Annotated in this window: 14 protein-coding genes; 4 read left to right on the top strand and 10 right to left on the bottom strand. The window is 67.4% G+C overall.

Annotated elements, in window-relative coordinates:
• Window positions 1-81: 81 nt before the first annotated feature.
• The 5 genes from ACLHIH_RS04225 to uvrA all read right to left on the bottom strand — a co-directional run bounded on the left by ACLHIH_RS04225 (window position 82) and on the right by uvrA (window position 7634).
• Entirely contained in the window at window positions 82-708 is a 627-nt protein-coding gene (locus ACLHIH_RS04225; protein ID WP_411315451.1) for a superoxide dismutase, read from the bottom strand.
• A 158-nt stretch (window positions 709-866) separates the two neighbouring features.
• Window positions 867-1847, bottom strand: coding sequence for a DNA-binding protein WhiA (gene whiA / locus ACLHIH_RS04220; protein ID WP_411315450.1), 981 nt, complete (start codon window positions 1845-1847; stop codon window positions 867-869).
• Between the two features lie 64 nt (window positions 1848-1911).
• Window positions 1912-2787, bottom strand: coding sequence for an RNase adapter RapZ (gene rapZ / locus ACLHIH_RS04215; RefSeq protein WP_411315449.1), 876 nt, complete (start codon window positions 2785-2787; stop codon window positions 1912-1914).
• A gap of 102 nt (window positions 2788-2889) precedes the next feature.
• The gene (uvrC, locus tag ACLHIH_RS04210; RefSeq protein WP_411315448.1) at window positions 2890-4761 is read right to left on the bottom strand and encodes an excinuclease ABC subunit UvrC; all 1872 of its coding nucleotides are present in this window, start codon (window positions 4759-4761) and stop codon (window positions 2890-2892) included.
• Between the two features lie 5 nt (window positions 4762-4766).
• The gene (gene uvrA, locus ACLHIH_RS04205; RefSeq protein WP_411315447.1) at window positions 4767-7634 is read right to left on the bottom strand and encodes an excinuclease ABC subunit UvrA; all 2868 of its coding nucleotides are present in this window, start codon (window positions 7632-7634) and stop codon (window positions 4767-4769) included.
• Window positions 7635-8165: 531 nt separating this feature from the next.
• Here uvrA and ACLHIH_RS04200 point away from each other — a divergent pair.
• Together ACLHIH_RS04200 and ACLHIH_RS04195 are read left to right on the top strand one after the other, a co-directional pair.
• Complete coding sequence (locus tag ACLHIH_RS04200; RefSeq protein WP_411315446.1) at window positions 8166-9452, top strand: hypothetical protein; 1287 nt, start codon at window positions 8166-8168, stop codon at window positions 9450-9452.
• 121 nt (window positions 9453-9573) lie between these two features.
• Window positions 9574-10320, top strand: a complete 747-nt coding sequence (locus tag ACLHIH_RS04195) for a L,D-transpeptidase (protein WP_411315445.1) — start codon at window positions 9574-9576, stop codon at window positions 10318-10320.
• A 17-nt stretch (window positions 10321-10337) separates the two neighbouring features.
• On the opposite strand, the gene uvrB is transcribed toward ACLHIH_RS04195, so the two are convergent.
• Window positions 10338-12404, bottom strand: a complete 2067-nt coding sequence (uvrB, locus tag ACLHIH_RS04190; RefSeq protein ID WP_411315444.1) for an excinuclease ABC subunit UvrB — start codon at window positions 12402-12404, stop codon at window positions 10338-10340.
• A 34-nt stretch (window positions 12405-12438) separates the two neighbouring features.
• Window positions 12439-13053, bottom strand: coding sequence for a dephospho-CoA kinase (gene coaE / locus ACLHIH_RS04185; RefSeq protein WP_411315443.1), 615 nt, complete (start codon window positions 13051-13053; stop codon window positions 12439-12441).
• A 144-nt stretch (window positions 13054-13197) separates the two neighbouring features.
• Between coaE and ACLHIH_RS04180 the strand changes: the two genes are divergently transcribed.
• The gene (locus ACLHIH_RS04180; protein ID WP_411315442.1) at window positions 13198-13809 is read left to right on the top strand and encodes a DUF4126 domain-containing protein; all 612 of its coding nucleotides are present in this window, start codon (window positions 13198-13200) and stop codon (window positions 13807-13809) included.
• 83 nt (window positions 13810-13892) lie between these two features.
• Here the strand turns inward: ACLHIH_RS04180 and rpsA are convergent, their stop codons facing one another.
• Window positions 13893-15347, bottom strand: coding sequence for a 30S ribosomal protein S1 (gene rpsA, locus ACLHIH_RS04175; RefSeq protein WP_411315441.1), 1455 nt, complete (start codon window positions 15345-15347; stop codon window positions 13893-13895).
• Between the two features lie 260 nt (window positions 15348-15607).
• Between rpsA and acs the strand changes: the two genes are divergently transcribed.
• Entirely contained in the window at window positions 15608-17662 is a 2055-nt protein-coding gene (gene acs, locus ACLHIH_RS04170) for an acetate--CoA ligase (protein WP_411316309.1), read from the top strand.
• A 28-nt stretch (window positions 17663-17690) separates the two neighbouring features.
• Here the strand turns inward: acs and ACLHIH_RS04165 are convergent, their stop codons facing one another.
• Window positions 17691-19052 (bottom strand): LLM class flavin-dependent oxidoreductase, encoded by a 1362-nt coding sequence (locus ACLHIH_RS04165; RefSeq protein ID WP_411315440.1) that lies wholly within the window; start codon window positions 19050-19052, stop codon window positions 17691-17693.
• 59 nt (window positions 19053-19111) lie between these two features.
• Window positions 19112-20794, bottom strand: a complete 1683-nt coding sequence (locus ACLHIH_RS04160; protein WP_411315439.1) for a DUF885 domain-containing protein — start codon at window positions 20792-20794, stop codon at window positions 19112-19114.
• Between the last annotated feature and the right edge of the window lie 52 nt (window positions 20795-20846).

The following is a 20846-nucleotide window of genomic DNA, read 5'->3' as shown; positions in this document are numbered from 1 at the left end:
TCGGGCGCCCAGGGCGCACGGTGATGTGGGGGTGGAGGATGAGGGAGGTGGGGAGCCCGGCCGGAGCCGGGCTCTCGGCCGCTACGACAGTAGCAGCAGGCCCGTGGTCTTCTCGCGAGCCGTCTCGAAGCGCGATTGCACGTTCGACCAGTCGACGATGTTCCAGAATGCCTTCACGTAGTCGGCGCGCACGTTCTGGTAGTCGAGGTAGTACGCGTGCTCCCAGACGTCGAGCATGAGCACGGGAACGATGCCCGCGGCGAAGTTGCTCTGCTGGTCGAAGAACTGCTGGATGATGAGGCGCTGGCCGATCGAGTCCCATGCGAGCACCGACCATCCCGAACCCTGCACTCCGAGTGCCGCGGCGGTGAAGTGGGCCGCGAACTTGTCGAACGAACCGAAGTTGTCGTCGATCGCGGCGGCGAGCTCACCCGTGGGCTTGTCTCCCCCGTCTGGCGACATGTTGGTCCAGAAGATCGAGTGGTTGACGTGGCCGCCGAGGTTGAAGGCGAGGTCCTTCTCGAGCTTGTTGACGTTGGCGAGCGAGTCGGTGTCCCGAGCTTCGGCGAGGGCGGCGAGAGCGGTGTTCGCACCCGTCACGTACGCCTGGTGGTGCTTGCTGTGGTGCAGCTCCATGATCTTGCCGCTGATGCTGGGCTCGAGGGCCGCGTAGTCGTATGGCATCGAGGGAAGGGTGTATTCGACCATTGGTTGTCTCCTTGCGTTGTGATGCTCCGGGCACTGAACCGTGCTCTCGGGGTGACCTATCCAGTCTACTTACGGCTAACCGCGCGCGGGCGGGGTTGCTTCCCGCGGGGTGACAATCTCAGCGGATGTTCAACAGTGGGTGACCGCGCCGCTGCGCATCACGCGTCGTCGTAGTCGGGGGGCAGGTTGGCGTCGGTTCCCGGAATGCCGAGGTCGACGGCTTTCTTGTCGGCCATCGCGAGCAACCGCCGGATGCGCCCGGCCACCGCGTCTTTCGTCATCGGCGGGTCGGCGTGGTGACCGAGCTCGTCGAGGCTCGAATCACGGAAGTTGAGGCGCAGTTCGCCGGCGTAGCGCAAGTGGTCCGGCACGTCGCCGTCGAGGATCTCGAGGGCGCGCTCGACGCGAGCGCACGCGGCCACAGCGGCCTGGGCCGATCGGCGCAGGTTGGCGTCGTCGAAGTTGACGAGGCGGTTGGCGGTCGCGCGCACCTCGCGGCGCTGACGCAGTTCTTCCCAGTTGACGACGGTCGTCGCGGCACCCATGTGCTTGAGCATCGCGCTGATCGACTCGCCGTCGCGGATGACGACGCGGTGGATGCCGCGGACCTCCCTGGCCTTCGCCGCGACACCGAGGCGCCCGGCGGCACCGACGAGAGCCATGGCCGATTCGTTTCCCGGGCACGTGATCTCCAGGGCGGCCGACCTCCCCGGATCGGTGAGTGATCCGTGGGCGAGGAATGCTCCGCGCCACACCGCGGCGAGCGATTCGACGCTCCCCGTCGTGAGCTTGTTGGGTAGTCCGCGGATCGGTCGGCGGCGGGCGTCGAGGAGCCCGGTCTGTCGAGCGAGGGTCTCTCCGCCCTCGAGAACGCGCACGAGGTAGTGACTCGTGCGGCGCAGCCCCGATGCCGAGATGACCGAGATCTCGCTGCGCACGCCGTAGAGCTCGGCGAGGTCTTTGCGCACGCGACGTGCCAGTTGCGCGGTGTCGAGTTCCGATTCCACGGCGATGCGCCCGGAGATGAGGTGCAGCCCTCCGGAGAATCTCAGGATCGTCGCGAGTTCGGCCGCGCGCACCGCGGTCTTGGAGACCTCTATTCGAGCGAGTTCGTCCTTGACGTCGGCGGTGAGGGCCACTGAGGGTGTTTCCTTTGCTGTCGGGACTGTCGAGGGGAGCGCGTGAAGGCGAGGTCGGGTCTCGTCACTCGCGTCCGAGGTCGCGGTGCTTGACGCTCACGGCCACTCCGGGCTGTTCTCGCAGTCGCGCGGCGATGGCCTGCGTGACGGCGACCGAGCGGTGTTTTCCGCCGGTGCAGCCAATGGCGATCGTAGCGTGTCTCTTGTTCTCGCGTTGATACCCGGCGAGCACGGGGGCGATCGCCGCGACGTATCCCTCGATGAACGAGACCGCGCCCTCCTGCTGCAGCACGTAGTCGCTCACCTCCTTGTCGAGGCCCGTGTGTGCGCGCAGCTCGGGCACCCAGAACGGGTTCGGCAGAAAGCGCATGTCGGCCACCATGTCGGCGTCGGCGGGGAGTCCGTACTTGTATCCGAAGCTCAAGAGCGAGAGCTGAAGGCCGGGTGAGTCCTCTTTCGCGAAGCTCTCGCCGATCTTCATCGCGAGCTGGTGGATGTTGAGATCGGAGGTGTCGATGATGAGATCACTCGACTCCCGCATCTCGAGCATGAGCTCGCGCTCGGCGGAGATGCCGTCGAGGATCGTTCCGTCGGCTTGCAGTGGATGCGGCCGTCGGACCTGCTCGAAGCGGCGCACAAGCGCGGCGTCGGTGGCCTCGAGGAACAGCACGCGCAATTGCGTGCCGTGTCTGAGCGATTCGACCGTCTCATGCAGATCGGTGAAGAGGTCTCCTCCGCGCACATCCACGACGGCGGCGATCTTCGGAAGGGCGTTGCCGGCGCGCGTCGCGAGGTCGACGAGCGGCGGCAGCATCTGGGGTGGCAGGTTGTCGACGACATACCAGCCGTGGTCCTCGAGGGCGTTCCCGACCGTCGAGCGGCCCGCCCCCGACATGCCGGTGACGATGAGGAGTTCTTGGCCTTCGTGCTCGTCGCTCATGGTGTGTGCTCGCGCTCCCCTTCGTGACTGTGCTCCGTCGACCCTCGGCTCCGTCAAGCCTAGCGACGCACCCGCGCGGCGGTGACCGCGCGGATGGCCCACTCACTCCCTCAGCGTGCGGTAGATGGTCTCGGCGAGACCCGGTCCGATGCCCTTGACCTCGGCGATGAGGTCGGGGGTCGCGGCGCGCAGTTGTTTGACCGAGCCGAAGTGTCTCAAGAGCTCTCGCACGCGTGCGGGTCCGAGACCGGGGATGTCGTCGAGGGCCGACGTGATGTCGTTTCGGCGCTTGGAGCGCTGGTAGCTGATGGCGAATCGGTGCGCTTCGTCTCGCATCCGCTGGAAGAGGAACAGTGCGTCGCTGTTGCGAGGGAGAATCACGGGGTAGTCGGAGTCCGGGAGCCAGATCTCCTCGAGCCGCTTCGCGATTCCGCACAACTGGATGTCGGTGACTCCGGCCTCGGCGAGGGCACGCGCGGCGGCCGCCACTTGCGGCTGGCCCCCGTCGACGACGAGCAGGTTGGGGCGGTAGGCGAACTTCTTGACCGATTGCTCGTCGTCTGCCGCTCGCGTCGTCTCCTCCCCCACGCTCGCGAGTCGCCGACTGAGTGTCTGGTAGATCGACTGGGTGTCGTCGGTCGACTCGGGGATGCTGAAGCGGCGGTACTGGTCTTTGCGGGGCAGGCCGTCTTCGAAGACGACCATCGACGCGACGATGTTGGTTCCGCTCAGATGGGAGACGTCGTAGCACTCCATGCGCAAGGGCGCGTCGGGCATCTTGAGGGCGGCCTGGATGTCGGCGAGAGCTTGCGAGCGTGCGACGAAGTCGCCGCTGCGCCTCGTCTTGTAGAGCATGAGCGCGTTCTTCGCGTTCGACGTGACGGTCTGCGCGAGGGCGGCTTTGTCGCCGCGCTGGGCTGTGCGCAGGCTCACGCGACCCGTGCCCGCTCCACGGTCGGAGCGGATGCCCGTGAGGAGCTGCTCGAGAGCGGCGGCATCGGTGGGGAGTTCGGGAACGATGACCTCCCTCGGGGGTGCGACGTCGTCGTACGCGTTCTGCACGACCGTGTCGACAAGAGCGCCGAGGTCGAGATCGAGCTCCTTGTCGACGACCCAGCTGCGCACCCCGCGGATGCGGCCGCCCCGCACGATGAACTGCTGCACCGCCGCCGCGAGCTCGTCGTGCGCGATGCCGAAGATGTCGGCGTCGACGTCGTCGTGGAGCACGACGGTGCTCTTCGAGAGCGCCGCTTCGAGCGCTCCGATCTGGTCGCGGTATCGCGCAGCCGACTCGAAGTCGAGCTCGCCGGAGGCGCGCTTCATCTTCGATGTGAGCTCGCCGAGGTATCGCGAATCGTTGCCTGCCATGAACGAGGCGAAGTCGAGGGCGATGGCCTTGTGGTCGGATTTGGTGATGCGACCGACGCACGGCGCCGCACACTTGCCGATGTCGCCGAGCAGGCACGGTCGCCCGGTCTGCTCGGCGCGCTTGTAGGTGCTCTCGGTGCAGCTGCGCATCGGGAAGGCTTTGAGCATCTGGTCGACCGTCTCGCGGATCGCCCAGACTTTTGTGTACGGCCCGAAGTAGCGTGCTCCCGTGAGCTTGCGGTTGCGCGTCACGAACACGCGCGGCACGGGGTCGCCGAGCGTTATCGCGAGGTAGGGGTAGGTCTTGTCGTCGCGGAACTTGACGTTGAAGGGAGGGTCGTACTCCTTGATCCAGGTGTACTCGAGCTGCAGGGCCTCGAACTCCGAGCCGACGACCGTCCACTCGACCCCGTCGGCGCTCAGGACCATTCGTCGCGTGCGCTCGTGCAGGCTCCGGAGGGGCGCGAAGTAGTTGCTGAGCCTCGCGCGCAGGTTGTTCGCCTTGCCGACGTAGAGAACGCGTCCGGTGGCGTCGTGGAACCGGTAGACGCCGGGGGATGTCGGTATCTCCCCCGCCCGGGGGCGGTAGTGAACGGTATCGGCCATCGGGTCTACTTCGCGGCGAGTACTTCTTTGAGGAACTGACCCGTGTGGCTCTTCTTCGATCGGGCGACCTTCTCGGGCGTACCGGTCGCGACGACGACACCGCCGCCGGAGCCACCCTCGGGGCCCATGTCGATGAGCCAGTCCGACGACTTGATGACATCGAGGTTGTGCTCGATGACGATCACGGTGTTGCCCTTGTCGACGAGGCCGTTGAGCACGATGAGCAGCTTGCGCACGTCTTCGAAGTGGAGCCCCGTGGTGGGCTCGTCGAGCACGTAGACGCTCCGGCCGTTGGACCGTTTCTGCAGCTCGGTCGCGAGCTTGACGCGCTGCGCCTCACCGCCCGACAGCGTGGTCGCGCTCTGCCCGAGCCGCACGTACCCGAGACCGACGTCGACGAGGGTGTTGAGGAAGCGACTGATCGAGCCGATGGCCTCGAAGAACTCGGCGGCCTCGCTGATCGGCATGTCGAGGACTTCGGCGATGTTCTTGCCCTTGTAGTGCACCGTGAGCGTGTCGCGGTTGTACCGCGCTCCGTCGCAGACCTCGCACACGACGTAGACGTCGGGAAGGAAGTTCATCTCGATCTTGATCGTTCCGTCGCCCGAGCAGTTCTCGCAGCGGCCACCCTTGACGTTGAAGCTGAAACGTCCGGGCAGGTATCCGCGGGCCTTCGCCTCCTGGGTCTCGGCGAAAAGGTTGCGGATCTTGTCGAAGACTCCCGTGTAGGTCGCGGGGTTCGACCGCGGGGTGCGCCCGATGGGGGCCTGGTCGACGTGCACGACCTTGTCGAGGTTGTCGAGACCGCGGACCCTCGTGTGCTTGCCCGGGATCTGACGTGCCCCGTTGAGCTCGTTCGCGAGCACGCGGTAGAGGATGTCGTTGACGAGCGACGACTTGCCCGACCCGCTGACGCCCGTGACGGCGACGAACACCCCGAGCGGGAACTCCACCGTGACACTGCGGAGGTTGTTCGCCCGCGCACCCTCGACGACGAGCTGCCTGTCGGGGTCGATCGGTCGCCGTGTCTTCGGCACCGCGATGGAGCGGCGGCCGGAGAGGTAGTCACCCGTCATCGACTCGGTGTTGGCGAGCAGATCGTCGTAGGAACCCGAGTGCACCACTCGGCCGCCGTGCTCGCCCGCTCCGGGGCCGATGTCGACGACCCAGTCGGCCGTGCGGATGGTGTCTTCGTCGTGTTCGACGACGATGAGGGTGTTGCCGAGGTTCTTGAGTGTCACGAGCGTCTCGATGAGACGACGGTTGTCGCGCTGGTGCAACCCGATGCTCGGTTCGTCGAGCACGTAGAGCACACCCGTGAGCCCCGACCCGATCTGGGTGGCGAGGCGGATGCGCTGCGCCTCTCCCCCGCTGAGCGAACCCGCGGTGCGGGAGAGGTCGAGGTAGTTGAGGCCGACCTGGATGAGGAATTCGAGCCGAGCGCGGATCTCACGCAGCACCGCGGCGGCGATGCGTGCCTCACGCTCGGTGAGCTCGAGCTTCTGCATGAACGCGAAGCACTCCACGAGGCTCAGCTCGCTCACATCCGCGATGCTCTGATCGTGCACCGTGACGGCGAGCACCTCGGGCTTGAGTCGCTTGCCGTCGCACCTCGGGCACGGGATCTCGCGCAGGTAGCTCGCGTATCGCTGCCTCGCCGAGTCGGTCTCGGCCTCGAGGAACTTGCGCTCGATGTAGGGCATGACACCCTCGAAGCCCGTCGAGTACTTCATCTCCCGCCCGTAGCGGTTCTTCCACTTGACGGTGACCTCGAAGTTGTTGCCCTCGAGGATGGCTTTCTTCACGTCGGCATCGAGGTCGCGCCACGGTGTCTTGAGCGAGAAGTCGAGGTCGCGCGCGAGCCCCTCGAGCAGTCTCTGGAAGTAGTTGAAGAGTCCCTTGCCCGATTGGGTCCACGGGAGGATGACCCCGTCGGCGAGGCTGAGCTCTTCGTCGCCCAGGAGGAGTTCTGCGTCGACCGACATGCGGGTTCCGAGTCCGGAGCACACCGGGCACGCGCCGAACGGGGCGTTGAACGAGAATGTGCGGGGTTCGATCTCGGTGAGCTGCACGGGGTGGCCGTTCGGACACGAGAGTTTCTCCGAGAAGTTTCGCCACGCGGCGTCGCCTGTCTCGTCGACGAAATTGATCGCGAGCAGTCCGTCGGTCAACCGGAGGGCGGTCTCGACCGAATCGGTGAGCCGGGTCAGGATGTCGTCGGCCGCGACGAGCCGGTCGACGACGACGGCGATATCGTGCTTGACCTGCTTCTTGAGTGTCGGGGGGTCGCTCAACTGCACGGTCTCGCCATCGACGATGGCTCGCGAGTATCCGGTGGCCGCGAGCTCTTTGAAGAGGTCGACGAACTCCCCCTTCTTCTGCGAGACGACCGGGCTCACGACCTGGTAGCGCGTGCCGGCCTCGAGCGTCATGAGTTGGTCCGCGATCTGCTGCACGGTCTGTCGCTCGATGCGCTCACCGCACACGGCGCAGTGCGGCACGCCGATGCGTGCCCACAGGAGGCGCATGTAGTCGTAAATCTCGGTGATGGTTCCGACGGTCGAGCGCGGGTTGCGGTTCGTCGACTTCTGGTCGATCGAGACCGCGGGGCTCAGCCCCTCGATGAAGTCGACATCCGGTCGGTCGACCTGGCCGAGGAATTGGCGCGCGTACGCCGAGAGCGACTCGACGTAGCGGCGCTGGCCCTCGGCGAAGATCGTGTCGAAGGCGAGGGACGACTTTCCCGAGCCGGAGAGGCCCGTGAAGACGACGAGGGAGTCGCGCGGGATCTCGAGGTCGACATTGCGGAGATTGTGGACTCGTGCGCCTCGGACACTGAGTCGGGCATCGGACTCTACGGGGGAAATAGACACTCTCTATATCCTACGGACGCCACCGACATTGCTCGTCACGGGGCACTCCGCCCGTGACGCTCTCGGCGAAATGATCAGAAGTCGGCCGAAATTGCTACCCCTTCGGCATTCCTAATTTTCTCGGGTTCTGGGCAGATTCACAGGTAGCTGTCCTGTTATCACGTTGTTATCGAACAATCCTCGCGTGTGATCGCATGCCGTGTCCGCATTAAGGGGGACCGCTTCCCTCGCGGAAAAGTGAATAAACATTGTGAAACCGGGCGGCGCACGGTGCGGTCGACGGACGGGGTACGGCGCGGTCGCGGTGGTGTCGTCGCCGACGCGCAGACCGTCACGCTCCCCCGGCAGCATGAGCGCCCAGGAGACCCCCTCAAAGTGGGGGTATACGGCGCAGGACAGCGGTTGACGGGCTGAACCTCACGTGAAAACGTTCGGCAAAGGCACGCAGATCAGAGCAGACCTGCTTGGACGCTTGCCACTCACCATCCCGGCATGGGTGACGTGAGGACAGTTCCTACGCAACGGAGAACCATGAAAACGACCACACGCAACCGGGCATTCGCCATCACGTCATCCGCTGCTCTCGTCACGGGCAGCCTGTTCGTGTTCACGGCGCCGGCCAACGCGGCGCTCGACGACCCGGCTTGCATCACCGCGCAGGCGGAGTTCCGTGCCACTCTCGCTTCGCTCGGTGCCGACCCGACGCTGTCGGAAGACGTCATCGCCGCCCTCGCCGAGGTGCTCATCGCCGAGGCCGCACTCGACCTCGCAATCGACGGAGCCGACCTCGAGGCCGCCGCTGAGGCGCAGATCGTTCTCGACGCGGCCATCGAGGTGCGAGGCGAGGCCCAACTGGTTCTCGACGCGGCCATCGAGGATGCTGCCGCCGCCGACGCGGACGCGGACGCCACCGCGGCTGCCCTCGTCGAAGCAGAGGCTACGGCCGACGCGGCCGCTCAGCTCGTCGTCGACCTGACGGCGGAGCTCGAGCTCGCGGTCATCGCTGCCGACGATGCCGAGGCCGACGTGACGGCGGCGACGGATGCTGTCGCCGCAGCCGACGCCGACGTGATCACAGCAGGTGCCGCTCTCGTCGAGGCCCAGGCGGACTTCGAGGACGCAACGGACGCGGCAGAGATCACGGAAGCCGCCGTCGTTGCAGCCGAGGCGGACCTCGCCGCGGCCGTCACCGATGAGGAAATCGCCGACGCGGAGGAGGCGCTGGATGTCGCGCTTGCCGCGCAGGCCATCACCTCCGACGCGCTCATCGAGGCCGTCGCGGCACTCGCGGTCGCGGTCACCGCCGCTGCCGACGCCGCCGACGCTGCTGACGCTGCCGACACCGACCTCGAGCTCGCGATCGCCGCGGAAGCAGACGCCGACGAGCTCGTCGACGACCTCACGGCTGACCTCGCCCTCGCGGTGACGGCATCCGAGGACGCCGACGACGCAGTGCTCGTCGCCGCTATCGACGCCGAGGACGCCGCGGCAGTCGCTGCAGACGCCGCAGTCGTCTTGGACGACGCCCAGGCCGACTTCGATGCCGCGGCCGAGGCCGTCGTCGACGCGCAGGCCGCTCTGGACCTCGCGCTCAACACCGAGGCCATCCTGGCAGCCGAGCTCAACCTGGCTATCGCGCTCAACACCGTCTTCGACCTCGCGGTCGGCGCCGGCGCTGAGGTCGAGGCGAACCTCGCCCTTCTCGAGGAGCAGTACGCCACCTCGATCGCGGCGTGCGCCGGCGACATCGTCATCGAGGTCTCGGGCGACGCTGTCGCTCCGGCCGCGGTGTCGGGCAACGCGACCTACGCGGGCTAAGCACCACTCCGCACCACGGCTGGTCGGGCCGAGGGTTCTCCGAAAGGGGAGCTCTCGGCCCACCGGCATGTGAGGGTACCACCCCGCACGTCTCGCCCCTCCGGGCAGCAAGGAACACCTCATGATCCGAACGACACTCGCCGGCAGGACCGTCGCACTCGCCGCGGCTGCGATCCTCCTTCTCAGCGGTTGCACCGCGTCACCCGAACCCGAGGCGCCCGTCTCGTCGAGCTCCGACGATGCGGTCGAGACCGACGCGACGTCGCCCTTCGACGACGGCAGCTTCTACTCCGCGACGGCGACGATGCCGTTGGTGCGCGTGCTCGACGCCCCCGACGGGGAAATCGCGAGCCGGTTGGATCACCCCAACGCCGCGGGAGCACCTTTGACGTTCCTCATCAAGGAGCACGAGGGTGATTGGCTCGAGGTCTACCTGCCCACTCGACCGAACGGCGTCACGGGCTGGATCTCGGCTCGAGGCATGGACATCGAAGAGCTCCCCTACCGCCTCGACGTGTCGACCGACGACAACGAACTCGACCTCTACGAAGCAGACGAACTCGTTGCGACCTACTCCGTCGCGACGGGAACCGGCGGTACCCCGACTCCGCACGGAACCTTTTATCTCACCGAACTCCTGGCGCCGACCAACGACGGATACGGGCCGTTCGCCTACGGGCTGTCGGCGTTCTCCGAAGTTCTCTCGGAGTTCGGCGGCGGGCCGGGGCAGATCGGCCTCCACGGAACGAACGACACCGCGAGCATCGGCCAAGCGGTCAGCCACGGATGCATCCGCCTCGCGAACGACGACATCACCGAACTCGCCGAGATGCTTCCGCTCGGAACCCCGATCGAGATCGGGGCCTAGCCCTCGATCGGGCCGTCTCACACGAGGTGGCCCGCGGCCTCCATCTGCCGCAGCTCCTTCTTGAGGTCGGAGACCTCGTCGCGCAACCGCCCGGCGAGCTCGAACTTGAGCTCCCCCGCCGCTTGCAGCATCTGGTCGTTGAGGTCGCGGATGATCGCCTCGAGGTCGCCGGCACCGGCGGAGGCGAGCCCCTCGCGACGCAGATTGGGCGTGGGTGAGCGCTTGCGGCCGTCACGCTTGGCGAGCAGCTCTTGGGTGTCGGCCTGCTCGCGCTGCAGAACCTCGGTGATGTCGGCGATGCGCTTGCGCAGCGGCTGGGGATCGACGCCGCGCTCGAGGTTGTACGCCACTTGCTTCTCGCGACGCCGGTTGGTCTCGTCGATCGCCCGCTTCATCGAATCGGTCATGACGTCGGCATACATGTGCACGGCTCCCGACACGTTTCGGGCGGCTCGACCGATGGTCTGGATGAGCGACGTCGACGACCGGAGGAATCCCTCCTTATCGGCGTCGAGGATCGCGACGAGCGAGACCTCGGGAAGGTCGAGACCCTCGCGCAGGAGGTTGATACCGACGAGAACGTCGTAGACGCCCGCGCGCAACTCGGTGAGCAGTTCCACTCGACGGAGCGTGTCGACGTCGGAGTGCAGGTAGCGCACGCGGACGCCCGCTTCGCCGAGAAAGTCGGTGAGCTCTTCGGCCATCTTCTTCGTGAGCGTCGTGACGAGCACGCGCTCGTCGCGCGACGTGCGAGTGCGGATCTCCTCGAGGAGGTCGTCGATCTGACCCTTCGACGGCTTGACGACGATCTCGGGGTCGATGAGACCCGTCGGACGGATGATCTGCTCGACAACGGAGTCGGTGATACCCATCTCGTATTTGCCGGGGGTCGCCGAGAGGTAGACCTTCTGACCGACCCTGTCGAGGAACTCGTCGAACTTGAGCGGGCGGTTGTCGAGTGCGCTCGGCAGGCGGAACCCGTGTTCGACGAGGGTGCGCTTGCGCGAGGCATCCCCCTCGTACATCGCTCCGATCTGCGGGATCGTGACGTGGGATTCGTCGATGACGACGAGGAAGTCGTCGGGGAAGTAGTCGATGAGGCAGTGCGGCGCCTCGCCGGGCTGCCGCTGATCCATGTGGCGCGAGTAGTTCTCGATGCCGCTGCAGAAACCGATCTGCTCCATCATCTCGAGGTCGAACGTCGTGCGCATGCGCAGTCGCTGCGCTTCGAGGAGCTTGCCCTCGCGTTCGAGTTGCGCGAGGCGCTCCTCGAGCTCCGACTTGATCGAGACGATGGCCTTCTCCATGGCCTCGGGGCCCGCGACGTAGTGGGAGCCGGGGAAGACCGAGACGGCGTCGAGCTTCTTGACGATGTCTCCCGTGAGCGGGTGCAGCGAATAGAGCGCCTCGATCTCGTCGCCGAACATCTCGATGCGGATCGCGAGCTCCTCGTACATCGGGATGATCTCGATCGTGTCGCCGCGCACGCGGAAGTTGCCTCGCGAGAAGTCGACGTCGTTGCGCTGGTACTGCATCGAGACGAACTTGCGGATGAGGGTGTCACGGTTGATCTTCATGCCGACCTGCAGGGCGATCATGGCCTCGAGGTAGCCCTCGGAGCTGCCGAGACCGTAGATGCACGACACGGTCGACACGACGATGACGTCGCGGCGACTCAAAAGGGCGTTCGTCGTCGAGTGACGCAGCCGCTCGACCTCCGCGTTGATCGAGCTGTCTTTCTCGATGAAGGTATCGGTCTGGGGAACGTAGGCCTCGGGCTGGTAGTAGTCGTAGTACGACACGAAGTACTCGACGGCGTTGTTGGGCATGAGCTCACGGAACTCGTTGGCGAGCTGCGCCGCGAGGGTCTTGTTGTGGGCGAGCACGAGGGTCGGGCGCTGCACCTGCTCGACGAGCCACGCCGTCGTCGCCGACTTGCCGGTTCCCGTCGCGCCGAGCAGCACGACATCGGTCTCGCCGGCATTGATGCGGGAGGTGAGCTCGGCGATCGCCGCGGGCTGGTCACCGCTCGGCGTGTATTCACTGACGACTTCGAATGGCCGAACCGACCGAGTGGGCTGCATCACTCCAGCTTAGGCAGCACCACTGACACGCGGCTCAGTGTTTGCCAGCAGCGGAACGGGCCGCGACCCTCCACACCTCGTCGGCCGCCGCGAGGGTCTCCTCGAGGGTGGAACCGGAGTCGATGACGATGTCGGCGACGGCCCGGCGTTCGGCGTTGGTGGCTTGCGACGCGATGCGGCTCTCGGCGTCGGTGCGCGACATCCCCCGCAGGTCGACGAGGCGCTCGATCCTGACCTCGTCGCTCGCTTCGACGACGACGACGAGGTCGAACTCGCCGGTGCGGCCGGTTTCGACGAGGAGGGGGATGTCGTAGACGACGACGGCGTCGGGGTCGGCCTCGCCGGCCGCGGAGATCCGCTCGCGCGCGAGTGCCCGCACGGCGGGGTGGGTGATCGCGTTGAGCCTGTCGAGCTTCGCGCGGTCACCGAACACGATCGCGGCGAGAGCACGGCGATCGAGATCCCCCTCGGCGGTCACGACGTCGGCACCGAACTCGCGCTCGATCTCGGTGAGAGCCTCGGTGCCCCGATCGACGGCTTCGCGCGCGAGGGCGTCGGCGTCGACGTGCACGGCTCCGTGGTCGGCGAGACGACGAGCGACCACGGATTTGCCCGAGGCGATCCCGCCGGTGAGGCCGATGAGCAGCATGACCTCATCGTAGGTCGCCGGGCACGGGCGTGCCGTCGCACGGCGCCGCGTCGCGCGACACCGGGCCGTCACCCCCGCGGGTGCCCTGCCGGGCCCGGGGGCGACTCGCGTACGATCGAAGGCGACCGTCACGAGGGGAACGCCATGCTCGAGTTGCTGACCGGAACCGGGCTCGCGCTGGCCGCAGGCCTCAACGCCTACATTCCGCTGCTCGCCCTCGGCCTCGCCAACAGGTTCCTGACCTTCGTCGACCTCCCCGATCAGTGGGAGTGGCTTTCGAACGAGTGGGTGCTCGGAATCGTCGCGGTGCTGCTCGTGATCGAGTTCATCGCCGACAAGATCCCGGCGGTCGACACGATCAACGACTGGATCCAGACGGTCGTGCGCCCGACATCCGGCGGTCTCGCTTTCGGTTCGGGATCGACGAGCGAGACCCTCGCCGTGAGCGACCCCGCCGAATTCTTCGCGAGCACCGAGTGGGTGCCGATCGCGACGGGCGTGATTCTCGCCCTCCTCGTGCACCTCGCCAAGATGGCGGTGCGGCCCGTCCTCAACGTCGTGACCGCGGGTGCCGCCGCTCCCCTCGTGAGCGCAGTGGAGGATGCCGGGAGCATCCTGCTGACGATCTTCGCGGTTCTCGTGCCCGTGCTCGTGATCGTCGCCGTGCCCCTCGCCGTGTGGGGTGCCGTCGTGGCCGTGCGCCGTGTCACCGCGCGGCGGCGGGCCCGCGCCGTCGATCTCCCCGCGCCACTCTGACGCAGCTCGTCGGCGGCTGGACAGTCGGCCGTTAACCGCCGAACGGCCGGCCCCCGAGGGGACCGGCCGTTCGAGTCGACTGCTTAGGAGTTGTTCGACAGCTTCTCGCGAAGAGCGGCGAGCGCCTCGTCGTCGGCGAGGGTGCCGGCCGAGTCTGCGTCGCTCGAGAAGGTCGACCCACCGGCTGCTGCTGCGGCCGACGGCATCGGCTCGTTCGCGGCTGCGGCGACCTGCTTCTTGTGCGCCTCCCAGCGAGCCTGGGCGGCAGCATAATCCTGCTCCCACTTCTCGCGCTGGGTGTCGAAGCCCTCGCGCCACTCGTTGGTCTCCGGGTCGAAGCCCTCGGGGTACTTGTAGTTGCCCTGGTCGTCGTACTCGGTGAGCATTCCGTAGAGTGCCGGGTCGAACTCGGTTCCCTCGGGGTCGACACCCTCGTTGGCCTGCTTGAGGCTCAGCGAGATGCGGCGACGCTCGAGGTCGATGTCGATGACCTTGACGAACACCTCGTCGCCCACGGCGACGACCTGCTCGGCGAGCTCGACGTGCTTGCCCGAGAGCTCCGAGATGTGCACGAGACCCTCGATGCCCTCGGCGACACGCACGAACGCTCCGAAGGGAACGAGCTTGGTGACCTTTCCGGGAGCGACCTGGCCGATCGCGTGAGTGCGAGCGAACACCTGCCACGGGTCTTCCTGCGTCGCCTTGAGCGAGAGCGACACGCGCTCGCGCTCGAGGTCGACCTCGAGGATCTCGACAGTGACTTCCTGACCGACCTCGACGACCTCGGAGGCGTGCTCGATGTGCTTCCAGCTGAGCTCGGAGACGTGGACGAGACCGTCGACGCCGCCGAGGTCCACGAACGCACCGAAGTTGACGATCGACGAGACGACACCCTTGCGGACCTGGCCCTTGGCGAGGTTGTTGAGGAAGGTCGTGCGGCTCTCGGACTGGGTCTGCTCGAGGAGCGCGCGACGCGACAGAACGACGTTGTTGCGGTTCTTGTCGAGTTCGAGGATCTTCGCTTCGATCTCCTGGCCGAGGTACGGCGTGAGGTCGCGGACGCGGCGCAGCTCGATGAGCGAGGCCGGGAGGAACCCGCGGAGGCCGATGTCGACGATGAGTCCACCCTTGACGACCTCGATGACCGTACCGGTGACGACTCCGTCGTCATCCTTGATCTTCTCGACGTCGCCCCACGCACGCTCGTACTGCGCGCGCTTCTTCGACAGGATGAGGCGGCCTTCTTTGTCTTCCTTCTGGAGGACGAGCGCTTCGACGCTGTCGCCGACCTGGACGACCTCGGTGGGGTCCACATCGTGCTTGATGGAGAGTTCGCGGGAGGGGATGACACCCTCGGTCTTGTAACCGACGTCGAGGAGGACCTCGTCGCGGTCGATCTTCACGACGACGCCCTCGATGAGGTCTCCGTCGTTGAAGAATTTCAGAGTCTTTTCGACCGCGGCGAGAAAGTCTTCAGCAGATCCGATGTCGTTGATGGCGACCTGCTTCGGTGCCCTGTCGGTCGTTGTGATTGTCATGTAGTGGTTGCTCCAGGATGGACGTGCTCGGGATGAGCACAGAATTCAGGCCGAGAACGGGGGTGATGGTGGGTGCCTCGGCAGGCGGATAGGGATGTCGTCAAATGCGACACTCCAGACTACCTCCCTCTCGGGAACCCCGGCAACCGCCCGACGCGCACGTTACCCGCTGTTTCGGGCGGATTCGCGCTCGGCGGAACGCTCTGCGATACAGGAGTGTGACCACCATCCCTCCCACTCCCCTCATCTCGACCCCGCGGATGCCGACGGCCAGACCCGATGGCGTCGAGTCGCTCCAGAGCGACACGGCCTCCTTCACGCCTCCCGAGGCGTTCGCGCGCGCCGCCAACGTGACGGCGGAGACCGTCGAACGGGCGGCACGACTCGGCGACGAGGCGTTCTGGGAGCAGCAAGCGGGCAGGCTCGACTGGAGGTCACCCTGGGACTCCGTGCACGAGTGGACTCCCCCGCTCGACGCCGACGGTGTCGAGGTCGTGCCGGCGGCCACGTGGTTCGCCGGGGGCACGCTCAACGTCGCCGAGAACTGTGTCGACCGCCACGTCGACCGCGGGCACGGCGAGAGGGTCGCCCTGCACTTCGAAGGGGAGCCCGGCGACCGTCGGACCATCACCTATCTCGAGCTCCGCTCCGAGGTCGCGAAGGCCGCCAACGCCCTCACGGCGCTCGGTATCGTCGCGGGCGATCGCGTCGTCGTCTACCTCCCCGTGATCCCCGAGACGATCATCATCACCCTCGCGATCGCGCGGATCGGCGCGGTGCACTCGCTCGTCTTCGGAGGGTTCTCGGCCGAGGCGCTGCGATTCCGCCTCGAAGACACGGGAGCGAAACTGCTCGTCACGAGCGACGGCCAGTTCCGTCGGGGAGCGGCCGTGCCCGTCAAAGCGACGGCGGATGCCGCGGCCGCGGGCAACACGACGCTCGAACACGTGCTCGTGGTCGAGCGCACGGGCACGCTCACGCCCGACGTGCCGTGGACGCCCGGGCGCGACGTGTGGTGGCACGAGACGGTCGACGAGCAGAGCGACAGCCACGACGCCGCGGCGTTCGATGCGGAGCATCCGCTCTTCATCATCTACACCTCGGGCACGACGGGTCGTCCGAAGGGGCTCGTGCACTCGAGCGGGGGGTACCTCACCCAGGCGTCGTGGACGCACTGGGCTCTCTTCGACTCGAAGGAGTCCGACGTCTACTGGTGCACCGCCGACCTCGCGTGGGTCACCGCCCACACATACGAGATCTACGGCCCGCTGTCGAACGGCGTGACGCAGGTGATCTTCGAGGGCACTCCCGACAGCCCGCACCGGGCGCGCCACTTCGAGATCATCGAGCGGTACGGCGTGACGACCTACTACACGGCCCCCACCCTCATCCGCACCCTCGCGAGCTGGTTTCCCGACGGTGTTCCCGCGGAGTGGGACGTCTCGAGCCTGCGACTGCTCGGCACCGTCGGCGAAGCGATCAACCCCGAAGCGTGGTCGTGGTTCCACGACAGGCTCGGGCGCGGGACCGCCCCCATCGTCGACACGTGGTGGCAGTCGGAGACGGGGGCGGCGATCGTCGCTCCCCTGCCCGGGGTCACGGCCCTCAAACCCGGAAGCGCGACGAGACCCCTCCCGGGGCTCTCGGCGCTCGTCGTCGACGGCGACGGCGTCGAGGTGCCGCGCGGCTCGGGCGGACTGCTCGTGATCGACCGCCGCTGGCCCGCGATGGCCCGCACCGTGTGGGGGGATGCCGCGCGCTACCGCAGTGCCTACTGGGAGCGGTTCGCCGAGCAGGGGTTCTTTCTCGCGGGCGACGCCGCGGCCTACGACGCCGACGGCGACATCCGGTTGCTGGGTCGCGTCGACGACGTCATCAATGTTTCTGGACACCGCCTCTCGACGATCGAGATCGAGTCGGCTCTCGTCGCCCACCCGCTCATCGCCGAAGCCGCCGTCGTCGGCGTGCCCGATGCGACGACGGGTCAGGCGATAGCGGCGTTCGTCGTGCCGACCGTCGCCGCTCAGGGCGGGGGGCGCGGAGTGGATGTCGACGACAGCGCGCAGTGGGTCGAGGTGGGTGCGGGGCTCGCGACGACACTGCGCGACCACGTGGCGACGGCGATCGGCCCGATCGCGAAACCGAAGCGGGTCGTCGCCGTTCCCGACCTCCCCAAGACGCGCTCGGGCAAGATCATGCGGAGGCTCCTCGTCGACGCCGTCGCGGGGCGCCCGCTCGGCGACGTCACATCACTGCAGGACGACACGGTCGTGCCGCGCATCCTGCGCATCCTCGAGCCGTCCGACGGCGCCTGAGCGGCGCCTGAGCGGCCCCGGCCGGCCGTCAGAGGTTGGCGCCGCCGCGGTAGCGGGCACCCTCGTGCGTGTCGGGGAGCCGGTCGTGGCCGAACAGGCGGCCGCGCAGGGTCGGTGACTCGTAGCTCGTGCGGTAGAGGCCGCGGCGCTGGAGTTCGGGCACGACGTGCTCGACGAAATCCTCGATCGTTCCGGGGGTGACGAACTGCCGGAGGTTGAAGCCGTCGAGTCCCGTGGCGCCGACCCACCCCTCGATGGCATCGGCGATGTCGGCTCCCGTGCCGACGGCGAAGAAGGGGCCGCGGTCGAATCGCGTGACCTCGCGCAGGGCGTCGCCGACCGTCGCTCCGGGGGCGTACCGCTTCGTCGTCGACGCGTCGCGCGACGAGGGCGGGAGGATGTCGTCGATGAGGGTCTCGGGAGCGTGGGCGGCCAGATCGATCCCGCTGCCTCCCCCCGCGTGCGCGAGATATCCCTCGGCGCTCGCGAGAGCCTCGTACTCCCGCGCCTTGCGGTCCGCGGCGGCTCGCGTCGCACCCGGGATGATGACCGCACTCGCGAGGGTGCGCACGGCATCGGGCCCGCGGCCGGCCTCCTGCGCCTGCTCCCGGATGTCGGTCACTGTCGCCGCGAAGTCCTCGAGGCTCGACCCTCCGACGAACACCGCCTCGGCGTGCTTCGCCGCGAACGCGCGCCCGGTCGGCGAGCTGCCCGCCTGATAGATGACGGGGGTGCGCTGCACCGACGGCTCCGAGAGGTGCGGCCCCGCGACGCGGAAGTACTCCCCCGCATGGTCGATGCGGCGCACCCTGTCGGGATCGGTGTATCCGGAGTCACTGTCGCGCACGACCGCGTCGTCGTCCCACGAGCCCTCCCACAGTTTGTAGAGCACGTCGAGGTATTCGTGGGCCCGCGCGTAGCGCTGCGCGTGGTCGAGCTCGTCGTCGAGCCCGAAATTGCGTGCGGCGTTCGGCAGGTACGACGTCACGACGTTCCAGCCGAACCGGCCCTTCGTGAGGTGGTCGAGGGTCGACGCGCGGCGCGCGAACGCGAACGGGGGCTCGTAGGTCGTCGAGAACGTCGCGACGAAACCGAGGTTCTCGGTCACCGCGGCCATCGCGGGGATGACGAGCAGAGGGTCGTTGTTCGGAATCTGCACGGCCTCCGTGAGGGCGGGGGCTATCGAATCGCGGTAGCCGTCGTAGGCGCCGATGACGTCCGCGAGGAACACCGAGTCGAAGAGGCCGGCCTCGAGCAGCGTGGCCTGGTTCTGCCAGAACTCGAGGTCGGTGTAGCGGTGCCGCGTGTTCGCGGGGTGCCGCCACAGTCCGTGCGAGATGTGGCCCACGGTGTTCATTTCGAAGAGGTTGAAGCTCAGAGGACGTGACATCCCAGAAGGCTAACCCGGCCGCCGCGACCCTCCCGTGGATGCGACGCAGTGTTGCACTCTCAGCCGAGCACGGCCGCCCTCAGGGTGTCGAGACCGACCCCGCCGATGTCGAGTGCGCGCTTGTGGAAGGCGCGGATATCGAAATCCGCCCCCTCACGGCGGGCCGACTCGTCGCGCAACTGCTCCCAGATGCGCTGACCGACCTTGTACGACGGCGCCTGGCCCGGCCAGCCGAGGTAGCGGTTGACCTCGAACCTCACGAACTCCGGGCTCATGTTCACGTTCTCGCCGAGGAATCCGAACGCGTGCTCGCCCGTCCACCGCCCCGAACCGTCAGGGAGGGTCTTCTCGAGGTGCACGCCGATGTCGAGCACGACGCGAGCCGCGCGCATCCGCTGTCCGTCGAGCATTCCGAGGCGGTCGGCCGGATCGTCGAGGTAGCCGAGTTCCTGCATGAGGCGCTCGGCGTAGAGGGCCCACCCTTCGGCGTGACCCGAGGTGCCCGCCGTGCGCCGCCAGGTGTTGAGCTGCGCCTTGTTGAAGGTCGCCTGTCCGATCTGCAGGTGATGGCCCGGCACGCCCTCGTGGTAGACCGTCGTGAGCTCGCGCCACGTGTCGAACTCGGTCACGCCCTCGGGCACACTCCACCACATGCGGCCGGCCCGCGAGAAGTCGTCGGTGGGCCCGGTGTAGTAGATGCCGCCCTCCTGGGTCGGGGCGATCATGCACTCGAGGCGCCGGACGGCCTCGGGGATGTCGAAGTGGCTCCGCGACAGCTCCTCGACCGCGCGATCGCTCGTCTCCTGCATCCAGCGCTGCAGGGCGTCGGTGCCGTGCAGTTTGCGGGTCTCGTCGGCGTCGAGGAACGCGATCGCCTCGGCGACGGAGGCCCCGGGCACGATCTCCCTCGCGATGGACTCCTGCTCGGCGACCATGCGTGCGAGCTCGTCGATGCCCCACTCGTAGGTCTCGTCGAGGTCGACGGTCGCGCCGAGGAAATCCCTCGAGGCGAGCTCGTAGATCTCTCGGCCGACGGCATCCCTCGCGGGCGCGTGCGGGGCGAGTTCCTCGCGCAAGAACTCGGCGAGCTGCGCGTATGCGCCCGCGGCGGCAGCGGCACCGCGATCGAGGTCGGCCCGCAGAGGCGCGGGCAGGTCGCCCTCGGGTGTCGACGCCCCGGAGGTGAGGCTCGCGAAGAACCCGGTCGGGGCAGCGTGCTTCTGGGCCTGCACGATGATCTCGCGCACTTGCCGGAGCGCCGGCACGGTGCCGTCGGCGATGCCCGAGCGGAGCGTGTCGAGATATCCGCTCATCGCGCCGGGGAGGTTCGACAGTCGGGAGGCGACGTCGCCCCAGTCCTCGGGCGTGTCGGTCGGCATGAGGTCGAAGACGTCGCGCAACTCCTGCGCGGGCGAAGCGATGACGTTGAGGTCGCGCTTCGCGAACCCCGCCTCGTGCTTGTCGACCGCGAGACGCAACTCGCGCTCGAGGTCCATCTTGGTGATGCGGTCGACCTCGTCAACGGGAGCTTCGGCTTCGATGCGCGCGAGGGTTCTCGAGACCGCGGCGACGGCCGCCTCCGCACCCGCGGGCGAATAGTCGGAGTACTCCCCCTCGCGCCCCGGCCGACCGAGGTAGACCCGGAACTCCGGGAAGAGGTCGAGTTGCGTGTCGACCCAGTCTTCGGCGATCGCGTCGATCGGGGTGGGGTCGCGGGGGTCGGACGGGAGCGGAGCAGTCATCGGTCCAGCATATTTGCGCGTCACCGCGCCGTTCGGCGTCGACGCGAGAGAC

This window comes from Marisediminicola sp. LYQ134 (assembly GCF_046599635.1).
In the GTDB taxonomy this organism is placed as follows: Bacteria; Actinomycetota; Actinomycetes; order Actinomycetales; family Microbacteriaceae; genus Marisediminicola.
The sequence above is the reverse complement of the archived record's forward strand: the minus strand, read 5'-3'. Positions and strand labels throughout refer to the sequence as shown.